General features: G+C 60.9%; 31 protein-coding genes. All 31 read left to right on the forward strand.

The window, feature by feature from the left end:
- Positions 1-6 precede the first annotated feature (6 nt).
- Positions 7-171, forward strand: coding sequence for a hypothetical protein (locus ACVZUB_RS10390; RefSeq protein WP_482628365.1), 165 nt, complete (start codon positions 7-9; stop codon positions 169-171).
- Positions 168-509, forward strand: coding sequence for a hypothetical protein (locus ACVZUB_RS10395; RefSeq protein WP_482628366.1), 342 nt, complete (start codon positions 168-170; stop codon positions 507-509). The genes ACVZUB_RS10390 and ACVZUB_RS10395 overlap by 4 nt, the downstream gene beginning before the upstream one ends.
- Entirely contained in the window at positions 506-820 is a 315-nt protein-coding gene (locus ACVZUB_RS10400; RefSeq protein WP_482628367.1) for a hypothetical protein, read from the forward strand. Before ACVZUB_RS10395 ends, ACVZUB_RS10400 begins: the two co-directional genes overlap by 4 nt.
- A 146-nt stretch (positions 821-966) precedes the next feature.
- A complete protein-coding gene (locus tag ACVZUB_RS10405) occupies positions 967-1137 on the forward strand; it encodes a hypothetical protein (RefSeq protein ID WP_482628368.1) in 171 nt (56 codons plus the stop codon).
- Positions 1134-1319 carry a hypothetical protein gene (locus ACVZUB_RS10410; RefSeq protein ID WP_482628369.1) on the forward strand — a complete coding sequence of 62 codons (186 nt, stop codon included), beginning with the start codon at positions 1134-1136 and terminating at the stop codon, positions 1317-1319. Before ACVZUB_RS10405 ends, ACVZUB_RS10410 begins: the two co-directional genes overlap by 4 nt.
- Positions 1316-1984: a hypothetical protein gene (locus tag ACVZUB_RS10415; protein ID WP_482628370.1), complete on the forward strand. Its 669-nt coding sequence runs from the start codon at positions 1316-1318 to the stop codon at positions 1982-1984. Before ACVZUB_RS10410 ends, ACVZUB_RS10415 begins: the two co-directional genes overlap by 4 nt.
- 291 nt (positions 1985-2275) lie before the next feature.
- Positions 2276-2770 carry a DUF6221 family protein gene (locus ACVZUB_RS10420; RefSeq protein ID WP_482628371.1) on the forward strand — a complete coding sequence of 165 codons (495 nt, stop codon included), beginning with the start codon at positions 2276-2278 and terminating at the stop codon, positions 2768-2770.
- A 550-nt stretch (positions 2771-3320) separates the two neighbouring features.
- Entirely contained in the window at positions 3321-3473 is a 153-nt protein-coding gene (locus tag ACVZUB_RS10425) for a hypothetical protein (RefSeq protein WP_482628372.1), read from the forward strand.
- The gene (locus ACVZUB_RS10430) at positions 3470-3892 is read left to right on the forward strand and encodes a hypothetical protein (protein WP_482628373.1); all 423 of its coding nucleotides are present in this window, start codon (positions 3470-3472) and stop codon (positions 3890-3892) included. The genes ACVZUB_RS10425 and ACVZUB_RS10430 overlap by 4 nt, the downstream gene beginning before the upstream one ends.
- A 17-nt stretch (positions 3893-3909) precedes the next feature.
- Positions 3910-4464: a cutinase family protein gene (locus ACVZUB_RS10435; RefSeq protein WP_482628374.1), complete on the forward strand. Its 555-nt coding sequence runs from the start codon at positions 3910-3912 to the stop codon at positions 4462-4464.
- A 10-nt stretch (positions 4465-4474) separates the two neighbouring features.
- Complete coding sequence (locus ACVZUB_RS10440; RefSeq protein ID WP_482628375.1) at positions 4475-4699, forward strand: hypothetical protein; 225 nt, start codon at positions 4475-4477, stop codon at positions 4697-4699.
- A 119-nt stretch (positions 4700-4818) separates the two neighbouring features.
- Positions 4819-5040, forward strand: a complete 222-nt coding sequence (locus ACVZUB_RS10445; protein WP_482628376.1) for a hypothetical protein — start codon at positions 4819-4821, stop codon at positions 5038-5040.
- Complete coding sequence (locus ACVZUB_RS10450) at positions 5030-5197, forward strand: hypothetical protein (RefSeq protein ID WP_482628377.1); 168 nt, start codon at positions 5030-5032, stop codon at positions 5195-5197. Before ACVZUB_RS10445 ends, ACVZUB_RS10450 begins: the two co-directional genes overlap by 11 nt.
- 67 nt (positions 5198-5264) lie before the next feature.
- Positions 5265-5525, forward strand: coding sequence for a hypothetical protein (locus ACVZUB_RS10455; RefSeq protein ID WP_482628378.1), 261 nt, complete (start codon positions 5265-5267; stop codon positions 5523-5525).
- Positions 5525-5791: a hypothetical protein gene (locus ACVZUB_RS10460; protein ID WP_482628379.1), complete on the forward strand. Its 267-nt coding sequence runs from the start codon at positions 5525-5527 to the stop codon at positions 5789-5791. Before ACVZUB_RS10455 ends, ACVZUB_RS10460 begins: the two co-directional genes overlap by 1 nt.
- A 190-nt stretch (positions 5792-5981) precedes the next feature.
- The gene (locus tag ACVZUB_RS10465) at positions 5982-6185 is read left to right on the forward strand and encodes a hypothetical protein (protein ID WP_482628380.1); all 204 of its coding nucleotides are present in this window, start codon (positions 5982-5984) and stop codon (positions 6183-6185) included.
- A 696-nt stretch (positions 6186-6881) separates the two neighbouring features.
- On the forward strand, positions 6882-7199 hold the full coding sequence (locus ACVZUB_RS10470; protein ID WP_482628381.1) for a hypothetical protein: 318 nt from the start codon (positions 6882-6884) through the stop codon (positions 7197-7199).
- Positions 7186-8217, forward strand: coding sequence for a terminase (locus tag ACVZUB_RS10475; RefSeq protein WP_482628382.1), 1032 nt, complete (start codon positions 7186-7188; stop codon positions 8215-8217). The genes ACVZUB_RS10470 and ACVZUB_RS10475 overlap by 14 nt, the downstream gene beginning before the upstream one ends.
- The gene (locus ACVZUB_RS10480) at positions 8195-8794 is read left to right on the forward strand and encodes a terminase (RefSeq protein ID WP_283568079.1); all 600 of its coding nucleotides are present in this window, start codon (positions 8195-8197) and stop codon (positions 8792-8794) included. The genes ACVZUB_RS10475 and ACVZUB_RS10480 overlap by 23 nt, the downstream gene beginning before the upstream one ends.
- Positions 8795-8812: 18 nt before the next feature.
- On the forward strand, positions 8813-10156 hold the full coding sequence (locus ACVZUB_RS10485) for a phage portal protein (protein ID WP_283568080.1): 1344 nt from the start codon (positions 8813-8815) through the stop codon (positions 10154-10156).
- The gene (locus ACVZUB_RS10490; RefSeq protein ID WP_482628383.1) at positions 10146-11129 is read left to right on the forward strand and encodes a VG15 protein; all 984 of its coding nucleotides are present in this window, start codon (positions 10146-10148) and stop codon (positions 11127-11129) included. Before ACVZUB_RS10485 ends, ACVZUB_RS10490 begins: the two co-directional genes overlap by 11 nt.
- A gap of 62 nt (positions 11130-11191) precedes the next feature.
- Positions 11192-11734, forward strand: a complete 543-nt coding sequence (locus ACVZUB_RS10495; protein ID WP_482628384.1) for a hypothetical protein — start codon at positions 11192-11194, stop codon at positions 11732-11734.
- A 15-nt stretch (positions 11735-11749) separates the two neighbouring features.
- Positions 11750-12112, forward strand: a complete 363-nt coding sequence (locus ACVZUB_RS10500; protein WP_080909480.1) for a capsid cement protein — start codon at positions 11750-11752, stop codon at positions 12110-12112.
- Positions 12113-12164: 52 nt separating this feature from the next.
- Positions 12165-13073 (forward strand): phage major capsid protein, encoded by a 909-nt coding sequence (locus ACVZUB_RS10505; protein ID WP_482628385.1) that lies wholly within the window; start codon positions 12165-12167, stop codon positions 13071-13073.
- A gap of 11 nt (positions 13074-13084) precedes the next feature.
- Entirely contained in the window at positions 13085-13300 is a 216-nt protein-coding gene (locus ACVZUB_RS10510) for a hypothetical protein (protein ID WP_482628386.1), read from the forward strand.
- Positions 13284-13679, forward strand: coding sequence for a hypothetical protein (locus ACVZUB_RS10515; RefSeq protein ID WP_283568085.1), 396 nt, complete (start codon positions 13284-13286; stop codon positions 13677-13679). Before ACVZUB_RS10510 ends, ACVZUB_RS10515 begins: the two co-directional genes overlap by 17 nt.
- Positions 13679-14056, forward strand: a complete 378-nt coding sequence (locus tag ACVZUB_RS10520; protein WP_482628387.1) for a hypothetical protein — start codon at positions 13679-13681, stop codon at positions 14054-14056. The genes ACVZUB_RS10515 and ACVZUB_RS10520 overlap by 1 nt, the downstream gene beginning before the upstream one ends.
- A 2-nt stretch (positions 14057-14058) precedes the next feature.
- Entirely contained in the window at positions 14059-14238 is a 180-nt protein-coding gene (locus ACVZUB_RS10525; RefSeq protein WP_080909475.1) for a hypothetical protein, read from the forward strand.
- On the forward strand, positions 14238-14552 hold the full coding sequence (locus ACVZUB_RS10530; protein ID WP_482628388.1) for an HK97 gp10 family phage protein: 315 nt from the start codon (positions 14238-14240) through the stop codon (positions 14550-14552). Before ACVZUB_RS10525 ends, ACVZUB_RS10530 begins: the two co-directional genes overlap by 1 nt.
- The gene (locus ACVZUB_RS10535) at positions 14552-14998 is read left to right on the forward strand and encodes a hypothetical protein (RefSeq protein ID WP_482628389.1); all 447 of its coding nucleotides are present in this window, start codon (positions 14552-14554) and stop codon (positions 14996-14998) included. The genes ACVZUB_RS10530 and ACVZUB_RS10535 overlap by 1 nt, the downstream gene beginning before the upstream one ends.
- Before the next feature lie 119 nt (positions 14999-15117).
- Complete coding sequence (locus ACVZUB_RS10540) at positions 15118-15687, forward strand: hypothetical protein (protein WP_283568087.1); 570 nt, start codon at positions 15118-15120, stop codon at positions 15685-15687.
- Positions 15688-15703: the final 16 nt, after the last annotated feature.

Below are 15703 nucleotides of genomic sequence, written 5' to 3' on the forward strand. Positions count from 1 at the left end.
CTTGATATGACCGCGCCCAGTTCGGTTTGCATCCACTGCGATCAGCCGATCTGGATGGCGTCGAATGGCGACTGGAAGCACTACGAGAGTGGTCGCTGGCTGAACAGGTGCCAACGCGTCGCCAACTACGGAACCGATGCCACGCCCAAGCCTTCTGAGGAGCCGTTGTGAGTGAGATCCGATCACAGGCCACACCCGCGAGGGACGAACTGGCCGCAGATATTCGCGAGGTAGACGGGAACCACTCGTTGGGTGCATCAGCCTTGGCGGACCTGCTCGTGGACCGAGGTTGGTCGAAGCCTCGCACGGTGAACAGCGCGGCCGAGTTGGACGCACTGCCCGTGAACTCCGTCGTCGTTGACGCGTCAGGCACGCCCCGAACGAAACGTTACGGCAACTCACACATGGGTGCCGGATGGACCAACGCTGGACGTAGCCCACTCTCATCGCGGGAACTGGCAGACGGCCGACCAATGCGCGTCTTCTTCACTCCGGGGGATGCGGAATGAGCCCAACGATTCCGTATGACGAGATGCGGCGACTGTGCGGGCTGCCCAGTAAGGAATACCTCGACACCCTCGCCGACCTTGAACGCTACGGCCTCAAGTACGTACTGATGAAGAAGATTACGTCTTCGCAACCTTGGTGGATTCCGGTCGATGAGCCGACGATCGAAGCAGCCCAGTGGACGTATGGGCGGCGTACCGGGATTTCGGGTGGGCTCCTTGGTGGGCGTGAGCCTGCCAGTCCACCGATGTGGGCGAACGATCCCGCCCACACCCGTAGGACTGTGTTCGGTCCGACGAAGCGGGTGAAGTGATCGTCTTGATCCTCGCCATCCTCATCTTGGCTGCGGCTGAGGTGGGGATGACGTTTCGGGCGAGAGGTATTGCGCGGCAATGCAATTGGTGATACGGCGTGGTAGAATCAGGGAGGAGTTGCGGACCGTCTGAGAGTGGGGATCACATGGCTGAGATAGCGGATGGTGCACCGAAGGTGATCGGCCGAGACTTCTATCTCGGTGACCGCCACGTCTGTGACGAGACCTGCCCTGTTGGCGTATTCGCGTTCGGCGGTCACATCCCCAAAGGGTGGCGTCCGTGGGCATTGATCAATCCGAGCGGAGAGCGACCATGAGCCCACTGGAGGTTCTGGACCACGCCAACGAGATTGTGGAGCTGTACGCACTCACATTTGGCGAAACCTTGCCATCAGAGCTTTCCCCATGGGATCGGTACACCAACCGCGAGTTGGTCGACGCTATGAAGCATGTGCAACTAGCCCTCGAATGCGGCGCCTTGGAGCTGAGGAAATCATGAGCGAGATCTACTTCGTCTGCCGTGAAGACCGTCAGATGCTCGACAAACTCCTCGGCGAGATCCCTGGCTTAGTGGACGATCTGGCAATCACGATCACCCGCCAGGACCGCACCGGCAAGGGTGGGATGAAGATCAGCTCAGGCAGTGACGAGCAGCCGATGCCGTTCAACGTCGGCGCCTCGGATGCTGGCGACTACCTCCGCAATGAGCTGAACACCTGGGCTCGACTGGTATGCGAGGAGCGCTACATCTCCTATGACGGTTCTGATTCCGTCGTTGGGGTGTCGGTGTGGTTGCGGAAGAATCTGGCGTCTCTGGCGATGACTCAGGGCGCGGAGGATGCGCTACCGGAGATCGAGTCGGCGATGAAGCGGTGCCGGCGGGCGATGGACATTCCGCCCGAGGATGAGGTGGCCTGGGATCCGGAGAAGCTCGAAGAGGCCAGGGGATCCGAATTGAATGCGGCTGCAATCGCACTGATGCGGCACCAGCTCGGCGCCGAGGATCTGAATGCTCGCCGTGTGGAAACGCTCCGGAAGGCGGGAAAGCTCGAGCCTGTCCGCCTGGTTCCTTGTGGCAAGCGGACTATCGCGGTGTATCGGCTGGGGGATGTGCTGGATGCGCATGAGCAGTTTCCGTCCCGAGCTCGAAAGGAAGTCGCATGAGCTACTGCGGTAGGTGTCTACGTGACCTGGCAGGTAAGTCGTCGATGCAATGCCCATGCCGTAGCGGGTATGCGGGAGCCGACGGGGAGGCCCTGGACAAAATCATCCGACTACATCAGCCCGGCAACGTCTGCAGCGACGACACCGAGCAGTACCGCTGCAAAGAATGCTTCCAGGCGTGGCCATGCGGGACGAAGAAAATCATCGAAGAGTGGGGATCACCGATGTACAGCCATAGCGCATGGAACCGCAAGCCCGAGGAGTCGTTGCGAGCAATGACAGGATGAACGCATGACGATCGTAGAGTTCCTCGAAGCGCGGCTAGCGGAAGATGAAGCGGTCGCACTGACGGCAGGCGGCAGTGCGGCCGACTGGCTCTATGTGGGCGAGAATGACCAGGCGACTAACGGAGAGGTTGTCTGGTCGAACTCCAGGCGCGAGGATGCATTTCACAGAGGGTCCGTCAATGAGTCCGTGTACGTAACCTACGATCGCCATGTCACCTGCGATTCTGAAGGGCTGTCCCCGGCCGTCTGCGAGGAGGATGGCCCGCACATTGCCCGCCATAATCCTGCCCGCGCCCTTGCTGAGGTTGCAGCAAAGCGGGGAATCCTTGAAGCCCATGCAGGCCGGAGTCCTAGATCAAGTGATTTCTGCCGAATATGCGAAGACCCGTATACATACGGCCCGGAGGCTTGGCCGTGCGACACAGTTCGATACCTCGCCTCCATTTACAAGGATCATCCCGACTTCAACAAACACACAGAGGGTGGGTGGACGATATGAGCCAAGCCAGATTGCCCAGTTCGACTGTGCGCCGCAGGATTGCCGAATGGATGCGCAATAAGGCTGACCATATTGATCCAACGAGCGGGCCACGCGCAATCGGCGCCCACTTCAATTTCATCGAAGGAGAAGGCATGGTGCTTACGAAGACTCTTGGCATTCCAATCTCACCGCCAGCCCCGGGATGTCCGCTCTGGTATATGTCAGAGGATTACGATCGCGCCTTCACGGATGGACATTAGGATGTCCACCTATGCCAACTGGATAAGTGGGTAGTGACCCTGTAGGCTTCGCCTTGAGCGCGGAGTGGATGAGAATCCACTGTCGCGCTTGAGTCATATCTGGGATGAGTTTCACTGCTCACCCGCCGGTGAGTGATGTTGCCTCACCTGCACATTCTTGTGGTCAATCACTGCGCACACATCTGCATCTTCGGCGCTCCGTGAACTGACCACAATCCCCTGAGGTGTTGCCGCTCAGCCAGCGCAGCCTTGGGATGCCCCGCCACTGCCAACGCGGTCGGCGGGGCCACAACGTCTCAGGAGGATGAATGCCCGACCAAAAGGCGAGCTACTTCGTGATTGCAAGCGAAGACTTCCTCGAATCGCTTCGTCGCTGCGCCAATGGCGAAGATCCTGATCTGGTCCTCATGGAGTTCTACGTGAACTGCGACCATGAGAATGTCGAAGGTGACGAGACGTGACCGAGAGATTCAAGCTCGAGACTCATGATCTGTCAGTCCCCGGAATAGGCGAGTTCCCTTCGTACTGGCTGAACATCTCCGTTCATGACACCGACAGGGAGCTGCATCGCGCAATGGCGAAACATGCAGGCGTCCCCCTCGCATCCATTGGCGAGAATGTCGGCGGCTGCTTCAGCTACCCGGATGGCTGGCCAACGAATCGTTACCTCGGGATCCTGCGGTTCTCGAAAGTGAACCTGACAGTGAACACGATCATTCACGAATCAGTGCACGTCGCAGTGCATCTGGCTCGCGTTCACTTCCGCTGCGATCCACTACGCCTGCCACGTGGAGGGCACGGACTGCGCGAAGAGGTTGTCGCCTACGCGACCGCTCCGCTCGCTGAAGCATTGATCGACATGTTGATCACCGATCGCTGACACTTCTGGAGGCCGCTATGCGGGTTCTGACTATCCTCGCCGTGTCCGCCTTCGCTTCACTGCTTCTCGCCTCACCTGCCAACGCTCGCAACGTGATCGTTGTCGACGGAACAGGCCGAGCTGGTGCCGCGCTGCTGGCTCCGGAGATCCAACCGGGCGACACGGTGACGTACATCGACTACCCGGCGACGGTGTTGTGGCCGAGCTACGACCAGTCGGTTGAGGCTGGGAGTCAGGCTCTACGTGAGGAACTCGCAGATGCACCTGACGACACGCTCGTGATCGGTTACAGCCAGGGCTCGAGGATCGCCGGTGACGTCCTCGCTGAACCGCAGAACGCCGGCGTGACCGGGGTGCTGTATTCCGATCCGCGCCAAGCCGGTTCAGGTGTGGAGACGCAGACGTGGCTGCCGGGTGTTCTCGGGGCAACGATGTCGGGGGAGCGTGGCGAGTTCACGGTCCCGGTGGAATCGAAGTGCATCCCTGGCGACGGGGTCTGCAACTGGCGCAACGACGATCCTCTCGGGTCGGTAGTCGGATACCTACAACACCATCAGCATTACTTCGACTGAGGGGCTCGACATGCATGAAAGCATCCAGTCAGTGCGTGAAGATATTCACGCGGCAGGAAATCTATCCGAGACCATCCCGGGCGTGCCGCCACTTGGCGACGCTGCATTAAAGATCCTCGAGCCCTGGATCACGGATGTCGTTGCTGCTTACGGACGGACACCGGGCCGTGCCAGCGCGTACACGCTTGCCGACCTCCCGGTGCGCCCGAAGCCCAATGTGTGGTTTCGGATTTAGCGGCCTCCCGATATGGCGAGTGAAGCCGAGGATGAAGTTCCCTCCAGTCATGACGTGATCTTCTGGGCCATCCAGATGCACGGCGATCTCAGTGACATGTTCCCAGAGGGGATTGCGCAATGACCGAGTGGCTACCTGACGGCATCGTAGTTCTATGCACGATCGAGATCGTGGAGTATCTGGATGCCGAGACCGGCGAATACCTCACGGCTGAACGCTTCTGGTCGTCAGATGGTGACTCCATCCCCCTAGTTAAGAAGCTGGGGCTACTGGAGCAGGCGAAGGTCGCAGCGTGCAGGCCGATGATCGAGTCGATGAACAGCCGGCCCGATGATGACTGACGACCAATCCAACCGGATCACCCTCGCCGAGAACCTGGTCACCGAAGCTGAGGCTCGCATGGTCAGGGCTGAGAACGAACTGCTCGCAGCCCAGGTCGGTTGCGATGCAGCACATCAGCGGTTGCAGTGTGCACAGTCGGAGGTGGTCACATGCTGACCCAGCTGCTCGACCTCATCGAGTTCGCCCGTATCGCACTGGCTCTCATCCGGTTCTGGGTGCTGTAATGCCCAGCCTCGCGCTACTGCGTTGGGCAGCAGCCGGCATCTACCGCATGTGGAGACCCGAACGCCGCACCATCACAGTCAGAGTCGACCCAGGCTCACCGACAGTGGGGATCTGGTGCAACGACTGCAAGGTCCCGTCAGTGGTGTCCGTGCCACTGTCCACCGTCCTCGACGACGGAGTGCTCAGCCTGGGCGAGTTCATCGCCTGCACCGAGTGTGAGCCCGAGTGGTTCGGTATCGACGACCAAGGCGGTGAGTGATGCCCGAGTTCGCCAAGGGCGGTGCCATCAAGGGCTCGACCCTCTCATCCGATTCTGTGCCGTGCCAGATCAGTGACTACTCCTACGCACTGCCGGCATCTGTGGCCAACAGACATTCAGCCATCCTTGCGCAGATCAATGCAGGCACATGGGGAGTGACGACGATTGCGGGAGTCGAGTTCGAACAACTCGACGTCGACCCCGAGCCTCGCCTATGCGAGACCCGTGGGCGGTGGATCCCATGCCTGCACTGCGATGAGAACTAATTTGACTGGATTCAAATCAGGCGGACTAATCCAAACTGATTCAAACCAAACTGAATCCACACAGACTGATTCGGATTCCCTGCCCTGCATCAACAGCAGCGGCTACATGCTGCCGGCATCCCAGGTCCAGAAGTACTCAGCCGACTTAGCTCTCATCAATGCCACGCCTTCACAAAGGTAGGTGACTGCAATGCCTAGTCTCGAAGACCTCATCGTCGACACCCTCGCCAACCTCCGCTCAGTACGAGCCGACTACGACAAGGCCGTGTTCATCACCGACTTCTCGGACAAGGCACAGGCTCGACACGTCGAGGTACTGGAAGCAAGAGTCGAGATCCTCACCGATCAACTCGACACGTACCTCGGTCAAGTCCCGCATCACATGGCTGCGTGATGGCACGAGCACGGACCCGAGTGTGCAGCAAGCCTGGCTGCCCTCACATGCAAGCCGAAGCCCAGTGTCCCGAGCACCGAGCAGAGTGCGACCGGCACCAGCGAGCGACCACACCCACCAAGGTCACACGCGACCATGCCGAGCGACAACGACGAGCACAGGCAGTCAACGAACATCGAGCCATGCAAGGCGACTGGTGCCCTGGGTACCTGAGAGCCCCGCACAGCTCCTCTGACCTCACCGCCGACCACATCGTCGACATCCAGCACGGCGGCTCGCCCACGGGCCCTCTGCAGGTCCTCTGCCGGAGCTGCAACAGCCGCAAGGCCGGCCAGCGATGGCCCTGACCTGCGGCGATGCAACTCGTTCGACCTGCGAATCATCCCTCTGACCTGCGCAAACGCACGGGGTAGGGGGTCATCCCCAAACGGGGAAAACCGTCCCGCCGCGGGGGAGGTGAACTTTTCCCGCGACAGGTTCAAGACCTATCGGTCGGCGCGATGCCGGCCGTCTTCCGTTGGTGGCGCGATGCCGCCTTGAGGAGTGATTGCTATGCCATCAGGTGGTGCTCGTTCAAGATCTGGCCCTCCAAAGGATCCGAACTCGCTTCGGTCTGCGAACTCATTGGCAAAGGGGGAGTGGAGAACACTTCCTCGGGAATCCGGCACGGATACGCCCGAATGCCCGCTGCCTGAAGTGAATGCCGCCGAGTTGCAGATGTGGGAAACGTATTGGCGTAAGCCGCAGGCGGAGATCTGGCGAGAGAATGGCATGGAGATCGAGGTCGCGCTTCATGTGCGGCACCTCGTCGAATCCTTGGCTGCTGGCGCCGCCTCCAATGCGCGCACGCTGGTTCGGCAGCAGATGGATTCGCTTCTCCTGACCCACAAGGCAATGCAGGACGCGATGATTCGCATCGGCGACGATCAGTTGACTGATGCTCCGGCACTTGTCTCGAAGCGTCCTTCTGCTCGCGATCGGCGCCTGGCGGCCGTTCCCGATGCAACCGCCTGACCTCACGCTGGACATCGTCCCTGACTGGATCGAAACGCACTGCGCCGTACCTGACGGGTTCGATGCCGGCGAAATGCTCGAGCTCGTACCTGAGCAGTTGACGTTCGTGCAGAACCATTACGCGATCAGGACTGGCGCTAAGCGCGGAGAACTGGCTCAGGCGTTCGTGTATCGGCGTTCCCAACTGGTTCGGGCGCAGAAGTGGGGTAAATCTCCGCTGATCGCCGCGTTCGTCTGCGCTGAAAGCGTTGGGCCGGTCTTGTTCGACGGCTTCGCTGAGGGTGGCGAGCGGTATCGATGCTCCGATCATGGCTGCGGCTGCGGGTGGGTCTACGAGTACGTGCCAGGGGAGCCGATGGGCAAACCGTGGCCTACGCCGTTGATTCAGGTGACAGCGACGACCGAGGATCAGACGGACAACACGTACGGGGCCCTGCGGCCGATGATCGACCGCGGTCCGCTGGCTGATGTCATCACCCGCACCGGTGAGGAGTTCATTCGCCTCCCTGGTGGCGGGCGCATCGACGTCGTGACATCGAAGGCGACGTCCCGTCTCGGTCAGCGCGTGACGTTCGTGCCTCAGGATGAGACGGGGATCTGGACCGATTCGAACTCGATGACGAAAACAGCGCGCACGCAGCGTCGAGGGCTTGCCGGCATGGGCGGTCGGGCCATCGAGACGACCAACGCTTGGGATCCTTCCGAGAACTCGGTCGCTCAACGCACTTACGAGTCGTCGGCTGTGGATATCAACCGCGATTTCCGTATTCCGCCCGCGGACTTGTCATTCAAGGACAAGCGGAAACGCCGGAAGATTCTGCAGTTCAACTACGCAGGTGTGCCGTGGGCGCTCAACAACCTCGACGGCATCGAGGCCGAGTGTGGCGAAATGATGGATACCGATGCCGCTGAGGCTGAACGGTTCTTCGGTAATCGAATCGTGCATGGCCAAGGTTCATGGCTGCGGGATGGACTGTGGAAGTCGAGGTTCGTCAATGCTGTGGCTACCGAATCCTGAACCGGGAACGGCGATCTGCGCAGGCTTCGACGGCAGTGAGAACAACGACTTCACAGCCATTCGCTGCGAGACGCGTGACGGACTGCAGTTCACGCCGAGGTATGGCCCGGATCGTCGTCCGACCGTATGGAATCCGGCGAACTGGAATGACCAGATTCCCCGCGGTGAGGTACATGCGGCGGTGGATGAGATCTTCTCGACCTGGAATGTCGGTCGCTTCTACTGCGACCCGCAGGACTGGTACTCGGAGATCGGCGACTGGGCACTGACTCATGGCGACGAGCATGTTTCCGAGTGGCCGACGAACAAGATCGACCGGATGTATCACGCGATCCGCCGATTCGAGACCGACCTCTCCACTGGGCGCATCACCCAGGACGGTTGCCCGATCACGGAAACGCACATGGCGAACTGTCGGAAGATCGCCAAGCCTGGCCAGAAATACATCCTCGGTAAGCCTGCGGATCACCAGAAGATCGACGCCGCAATGGCATCCATCCTCGCGCACGAGGCGGCAGCGGACGCTCGCGAAGCTGGCTGGTCCGACGCCCCTAGTAGTCAAATGATCGTCTTCTGAAAGTAGGTGATGTGGCCGATGGCCGAGACTGTTGACCTCATCCCGATCCTCGAAAAGGGCCTCGCGGCTGATGTGGCGAACCTGACGAAGTGGGACAACTACCTTGAGGGCGAGCAGCCCTTGAAGTACATGTCCGAGGCCATGCGGGAAGAGTTGGGCGACACTGTCGCTGAGCTCGTTCTGAATTGGGCCCGGCTCATTGCCGACGCGTATGAGAGTCGCCTCGATGTCGAGGGGTTCCGCTACGCCGACTCCGACGCTGAAGACGATGAACTCTGGGCAGGGTGGCAGTACAACGACATGGATGAGCAGTCCCAGCAGGGGCATCTCGATTCCATTGCGCTCTCGCGCTCGTATGTCTTGATCAGTGCCAACGAGGAAGCGGACAAGCCTCCCCGCAACACGATCGAATCACCGTTTCAGGTGTGGGCACGCCGCGATCCGAAGACCCGCAAGGTGTCATCGGCAATCAAGAAGTGGAAGGACCTCGAAGACCTCGAGCATGTCCTCATCTACACGCCAATCGAGACCGTGGAGTTCGTCAAGAAGGACGGCGAATGGAAGGCTGGCGAGTTCAGTGACAAGCACAACTTCGGCATTGTCCCGGTCGTGCCGCTGGTGAACAAGCCGAGAATCCTGCGTCCGGATGGCGTGTCGGAGTTCAAGGACATCATCCCGCTCGCTGACGCGGCCAACAAGATGGCCACCGACATGATGGTCTCCGGAGAGTTTCATGCAATGCCCCGCCGGTGGGCATTCGGACTGAAGCAGTCCGACTTCGTCGACAAGAACGGCAATCAGCTCAGCGCGTGGTCGAAGGTGAAGTCTCGCCTGTGGGCGAATGAGAACCCCAATATCAAAGTCGGGCAGTTTGATGAGGCAGACCTCAAGGTCTTCCACGACACCATCAAACTGCTGGCGCAGTTGACCTCTCAAATGGCCGCCCTGCCGCCCCATTACATGGGATTCAACAGCGACAATCCACCCTCGGCCGATGCGATGCGCTCCTCGGAGTCGCAACTGGTCAAACGGATCGAACGTAAGCACACCTTCCTCGGCGGAGCCTGGGAAGAGGCGCAGCGCATCAACCTGATGTTCATGCGCAACAAGGCCGAGCTCGAACCGAATGACTACCAGCTCGAAACTGTATGGCGAGATCCTTCGACGCCCACCGTGGCGCAGAAGGCCGACGCCGCGCAGAAGAAGTACGAGTCCGGCATTGTGCCCTTGGAGCAGACGCGGATCGACCTCGGCTACAGCGCAACCCAGCGCAAGCAGATGAAGAAGATGGACGAGGAAGCTTCAGCTGCTGGTTCCGTTGCGCGCTTCGGTCGAGAATTGAACCCCGACAATGTTGCCTGACGCTTCCGCGGACTATTACCGGAAGCAGCAGGGGATCACACTCGAACTGCTGGCGATTGCGAGTGACATCTGGGGATCTCGACCCCCCAAGGATTTCGACCGTTGGTTTGCATCCAACGTCGACATGCTGATGGAGCTCGTCCTTGCGGGTCAGGCGAGAGCGATTGCCGGAGCCGACGTGTACGTGGCGGATGTTCTCGATGAGATCGGCGTATCTATTGCCGCGGATGCGGTGACGGCGCCGGACGGGCTCATCGGCGTGGCATCGGATGGCCGAGCATTGGACACGCTGATGTACGGCGCGGTGATCACCTCGAAGGGCCGAATCGCCAAGGGGTTGTCGACTTCGCAGGCATGGGCGTCCGGCTTGGATGTGCTGATCAATCGACTGCAAACGCAAGTGGCTGACGCTTCACGAGTCTCGACCGGTTTGTCGATCGCAACACGTCGGCGTGTCGGGTATGTGCGAATGCTCAACCCGCCATCCTGTTCGAAATGCGCCGTCCTGGCTGGAAAGTTCTACCGCTACAGCGCAGGGTTCCTTCGGCACCCAGGCTGCGACTGTCGGCATATTCCATCAACCGAGAACACGTCCGGCGACATGACCACCGACGTGGACGCCTACTTCACGAGCCTGTCCGAGGACTTGCAGAACAAGTACTTCACCAAGGCTGGCGCCCAAGCCATTCGAGATGGCGCCGACGTCAATCAAGTGGTGAATGCCCGGCGCGACATGCAAACGGCGCAAGTCTTCGGGCGCGACTTACTTACCACGACCGTGGGGGTCAGCCGCCGCGGAGTGGCCTACCGGGCGATGTCCAACGCCGGATATGCAAACCGTGGCACCGATGTTCGCTCTGGCGGAAGATTCCGCGCCCGTGCGCCTCGACTGATGCCGGAATCGATCTACCAGATTGCCGAGAGTCGTGATGACGTGCTCCGGCTCCTCAAGTTGTACGGCTACCTCGCGTAGTCCGTCATTCCCATGCGGGCGATCCGCATGGGCAACCACCCCCGCGATGGAGGTCTACACCCATGTCCGATCCCACACCCACTCCGCCTGTTGTCGATCCGGCACCGTCCGCACCTCCTGTAGTTCCCGACGGCGCGACGCCTACCGGGACTTATCCGGAGGGCCTTGGCGATCCAGGCAAGAGGGCTCTCGATGCAGAACGTGCACGAGCTGATCAGGCCGAACGAGACCTGAAAGCTCTGCGCGACAAGGCCGACGCCGACGCGAAAGCTGCCGAGGACGCGAAGCTTTCCGAGCTCGAGCGTGCCCAGCAGACTGCAAACGAGGCTCGCGCCGCTGCCGAGAAGCAGTTGGAGGAAAACCAGCGACTCCGCTTCGCATTCGAAAACGGAGTCCCTGCGGCATGGGTGAACCGGCTTCAAGGCAGTACCCCCGAAGAACTGGCGGCTGACTGGGCGATCCTGCAGCCGACACTCGCCGTTCAGGTCGACCCGAACGCGCCGCGAGTTCCCGCCCCGGTCCCGAATCCGGGTCCGCAACCGGGTCCTCCTCAGACCGAGGACGACCTCCTCTACGAGGAGATCTACGGATCTACTCCAAAGTGAAAGTGAGGGCCTGACATGGCCGAATATGTTCCGATCCGGACACCCGGAGCGGCGCTTGTCTCTCAGGCGTCTGCTGCGATCACCGGAGGCCAGCTTGTTGCGGTGTCCGGAAACAGCACCGTCGCACCGACGTCCGCAGCTACGGCAGCCTTCCTGGGCATTGCCGCGTTCGACGCCGCAATCGGCGACAAGGTCACCATCCACTCCGTAGGTGAGCACGAACTCACCGCTTCGGGTGCGATTGCCGCCGGCGCCAACGTCATCGCTGCGGCTGCAGGTGCCGTCGCCACGATCGGTTCTGTCACGGATTACTCGCAGGTGGTTGGTGTCGCGGTCGCCGCGGCGTCCGGCGGCAAGGTCCGCGTCGTTCTCCGCTAAGTCCAATTCACCCATGGGGCCGTGAGGCTCCGGTAACTCAAGGAGGGGCCAGATGGCCATCACCTACCCCCCGGTACCGCCCACGTTCAATGGGGATACCACCACCGTCAATCGCTTCCTCGACAACCCGACCTTGGTGTCGCGCCGAGCAACAGAGTTGGCGCGTCAGCGTTTCATCTCCGATGTTCTCCTGACCGCCCGCCAGGACGTCTCCGGCGGTGCGATCGTCTTCGAGCAGGATGACCCGCTGTACGTCGACCGTCCTGTTGAAATGGTCTCGCCCGGTGGCGAGTACCCGCAGACCGGGCTCGGCGACGGGGTTCCGCAGGCCGTGAAGGTCAACAAGTGGGGCCAGGATGTGCCGATCACCGACGAGAAGATCAAGCGCTCGAACTTCTCCGCAGTGGAGAAGGCGCTGCAGCGACTGGTCAACACCGCGGTGAAAAACTGCGACTCGATCAGCCTCTCGTTGATCGCATCGCAGGTCACCCAGACCCAGGCCGTCACCGACGGCGTGTGGTCGACGTCGACCAAGATCCTGCGCGACATCATGCTCGCAAAGTCGCAGATCGTCGCACAGAACAAGGGTTACGACCCGAACATGCTCATCGTCGATGACGTCACGTGGGCTTACCTTGCATCTGACCCGGCCCTCATGACCGCTCGCGCCCGTGAGGACAAGTCGAACTCCGTGTACTCGGGCGACTTCCCGACGATCGCCGGCTTGACGATCCTGTCGACCCCGAACCTTCCCGCGCCCGGCGCCTGGGTCATCGACACCAACGCACTCGGCGGCATCGCCGACGAGAAGTTGGGCGAGGGTTACGCCGGCGAGACGATCGAAACCAAGACGATCCGCGAGGAAAAGAACGACCAGTGGCTCGTTCGCGCCCGCCGCGTCTTCGTTCCGTACGTCAGTGAGCCCGGTGCGGCCATCAAGATCACCGGCACTGCGGCCTGAGAGGAATGACCATGAGCTACACAGTCAAAGCTCCGCTCGTCGGAGTGAACGGCGCCGACGGCAAGGTCAAGTACCTCTACATCGGCACGCCAGTCCCTTCGGATGTTTCCGCAGAAGATCTCGAACGACTGGAGGAGGGCGGGCTGATCGTCAAGGACGAATCCGCCGCTCGTCCGAAGGTTGCGGCCAAGAAGCCCGCAGGGGATTCGAGTGACGGCGCCGCTTAAGCCGCCACTGATCACGGTCGAAGACGTTCAGGCTCGCCTAGGGGAAACCTTAAGTGAGGCTGAACGTCTTCAGGTCGAATCGCTGATCGAGTACGCATCGGCTCGGCTTCGGGCGTATCCGCTCGATATCGACAATCGGATCCTGCAGGGTTCACTCGATCCAGTCTTAGTGACTGGAGTTGTTGTTACTGCGGTCATTCGAGCGCTCGATGCGATGCGTATCGGTCTTCGTGTCCGGTCAGAGCAGTATCCGGAGATCAGCACCACTTATGCGGACGCTGACCCTTCGTTGCTGTTCTTCTCGGCCGACGATCTGGCTGTTCTCGATCCCGCCACCGGTGTGCAATTCGGTGGTGCCTTCTCGATTCAGCCCGGCTGATGCCGCGCCTGCCCGAGCAGTGGGTGCTACTGCAGGACAACCCGGTGGTCGGTGTCGATCCTTCGACCGGCAACCGGCGTCCTGGCGTCCCGATCGAGACTCCATGGACCGGACTGTTACAGCAGCGCCAGTTGTCCGCGTCGTCCGTCGATGCCGGCAACGTCGAGTTCTCTGATGGGCATGTGGTCAGTTCATATGTCCTGCTGCTCGATCCCGGCCTGCAGCCGCATCCGGATCGACGTGATCGTTTCCGGGGGCCTGACGGAACGGTCTACACCGTCGTTGGTAAACCTCGAGTCCGCCGGCCCGCCCGCGGGTCTCGCCGACCTGCCTACATTTCCGCGATCGTTCGGAATTCATCTGACTACCAGGAGTAACCATGGCAATCGTCACCTACACCGACGATGACGGTGTTCACTACACCGACGAACACTCGAAGGCGTACGAGAATCACCAGAAGGCGCAGGCGGCGAAGCCTGACGTCAAGGAATCGCCGAGGCTCGACCCGCCTAAGCCGGTGGCGAAGGTCGACGTGAAGCCGGAGCACAAGGCGCTGTAATGGCCCGGGTGACGATCTACCGCGACAACGCCGAACGTGACGCCCGGAGGTTATCCGCCGAGGGGCGCAAAGATGTTGCGGAGCAGATCAAGTCCGAGTTCGAAGCGATCGCTCCACGTCGCACCGGTGAGTATGCCGGTGGCGCATCGGTGACGGTCGACGGCGATCGTGTGTACGTCGAAGACAATGACCCTGAAGCGTTCTGGAAAGAGTACGGAACTTCCAGGATGCGGGGGATTGCGGCATTGACGAACGCGGCTCGTAAGCACGGTAAATACAGCGGCTTCAAGCCTCGCGGATCCAGGAGGGGCTGATGACAGCATTCACCCCCTTTGCTCCAGGTGCGATTCGAGATTTCCTGATCAAAAACGATGAGTTCGTTACTCACGTTGCGGCTGATCACATCTCGACCCGCGATATCCCGGACCCGATCACGAAGCCGTTCGTGACCTTGTCGGCGCCCAGCAACTATGGCGTCGACCCCATGCATCGGAAGCCGATGATCCAAGGCGACATCTGGGTTCCGATGCTCGAAATCCTCGGTGGCGATACCGATCCCGAGGAACTGGCGTGGAATATCGCCGACCTGGCCGGCCGCCTGGTTCACAAAGCCCCTCGTTCGCAGCGGCAGTTTCGCAACGCGTCATGGGTTGCTCGTTGGATTGACGGCCCGATTACGGCCATCGACGACGAGCGAGGGCCCGACACCCTTCTCTTCCGGGCAATTGTCCGCTGGGACATGTCGATGGTCGTCCGCTAACTCGCCGAATATCGGCGTCTCAACTGTCCCACCTCGGGTGATCTGCCGCGCCAGGCGTGCCCGAGGTGGGGCTCACCAACCGTGCTCACGTCCGTGAGCTCACCTCAGGAGGAACATTCGTGAGTACCTACGCAGATCCCAATAAGGCGTACGTCTGGCAGGATGGCGACGCATTCCGCGCCCCTGCCGGAACTGCAGCGCCCACTGACCCGTTCGCATCCACACTCGTCACCGGCACTTCGCCTGGCGTGACCTGGGATGCCTTCGGCGGCATCGAGGCAGGGTTCGAGCAGAACCCCAGCCAGGACACCAAGGAACTGCCGATCTGGAACTACCGGCAGTCGTCCTACAAGATCGCCCGCGGACCCCGCTCGGATCGCCTCAAGCTCAAGCCTGTCGACTACTCGAAGGCGACCGTGCTGACCCTGCTGCAGGGCGGCGAGATCATCACGACCGGCACCGCCCCCAACGAGGTCCACAAGTGGGTCATCGGCGATTCGGAAGAGTTCGCAATCCTGCTCCGCCTCGAAGACGAGGACGACAAGCAGGTTCTGTACTGCGAGCGCGCAACGCTATTCACGCCTCCGCCGCGCTCCCTCGGTGGTGACAAGATCGACGGCTTCGAGCTCGAACTTCTCGCCCTGTCGCCGGTTCAGCTTCTCACCAACACGAACCCGCTCGCACCCTGATCTGAGGAGAACTCAC

This window comes from Rhodococcus sp. OS5 (assembly GCF_056837585.1).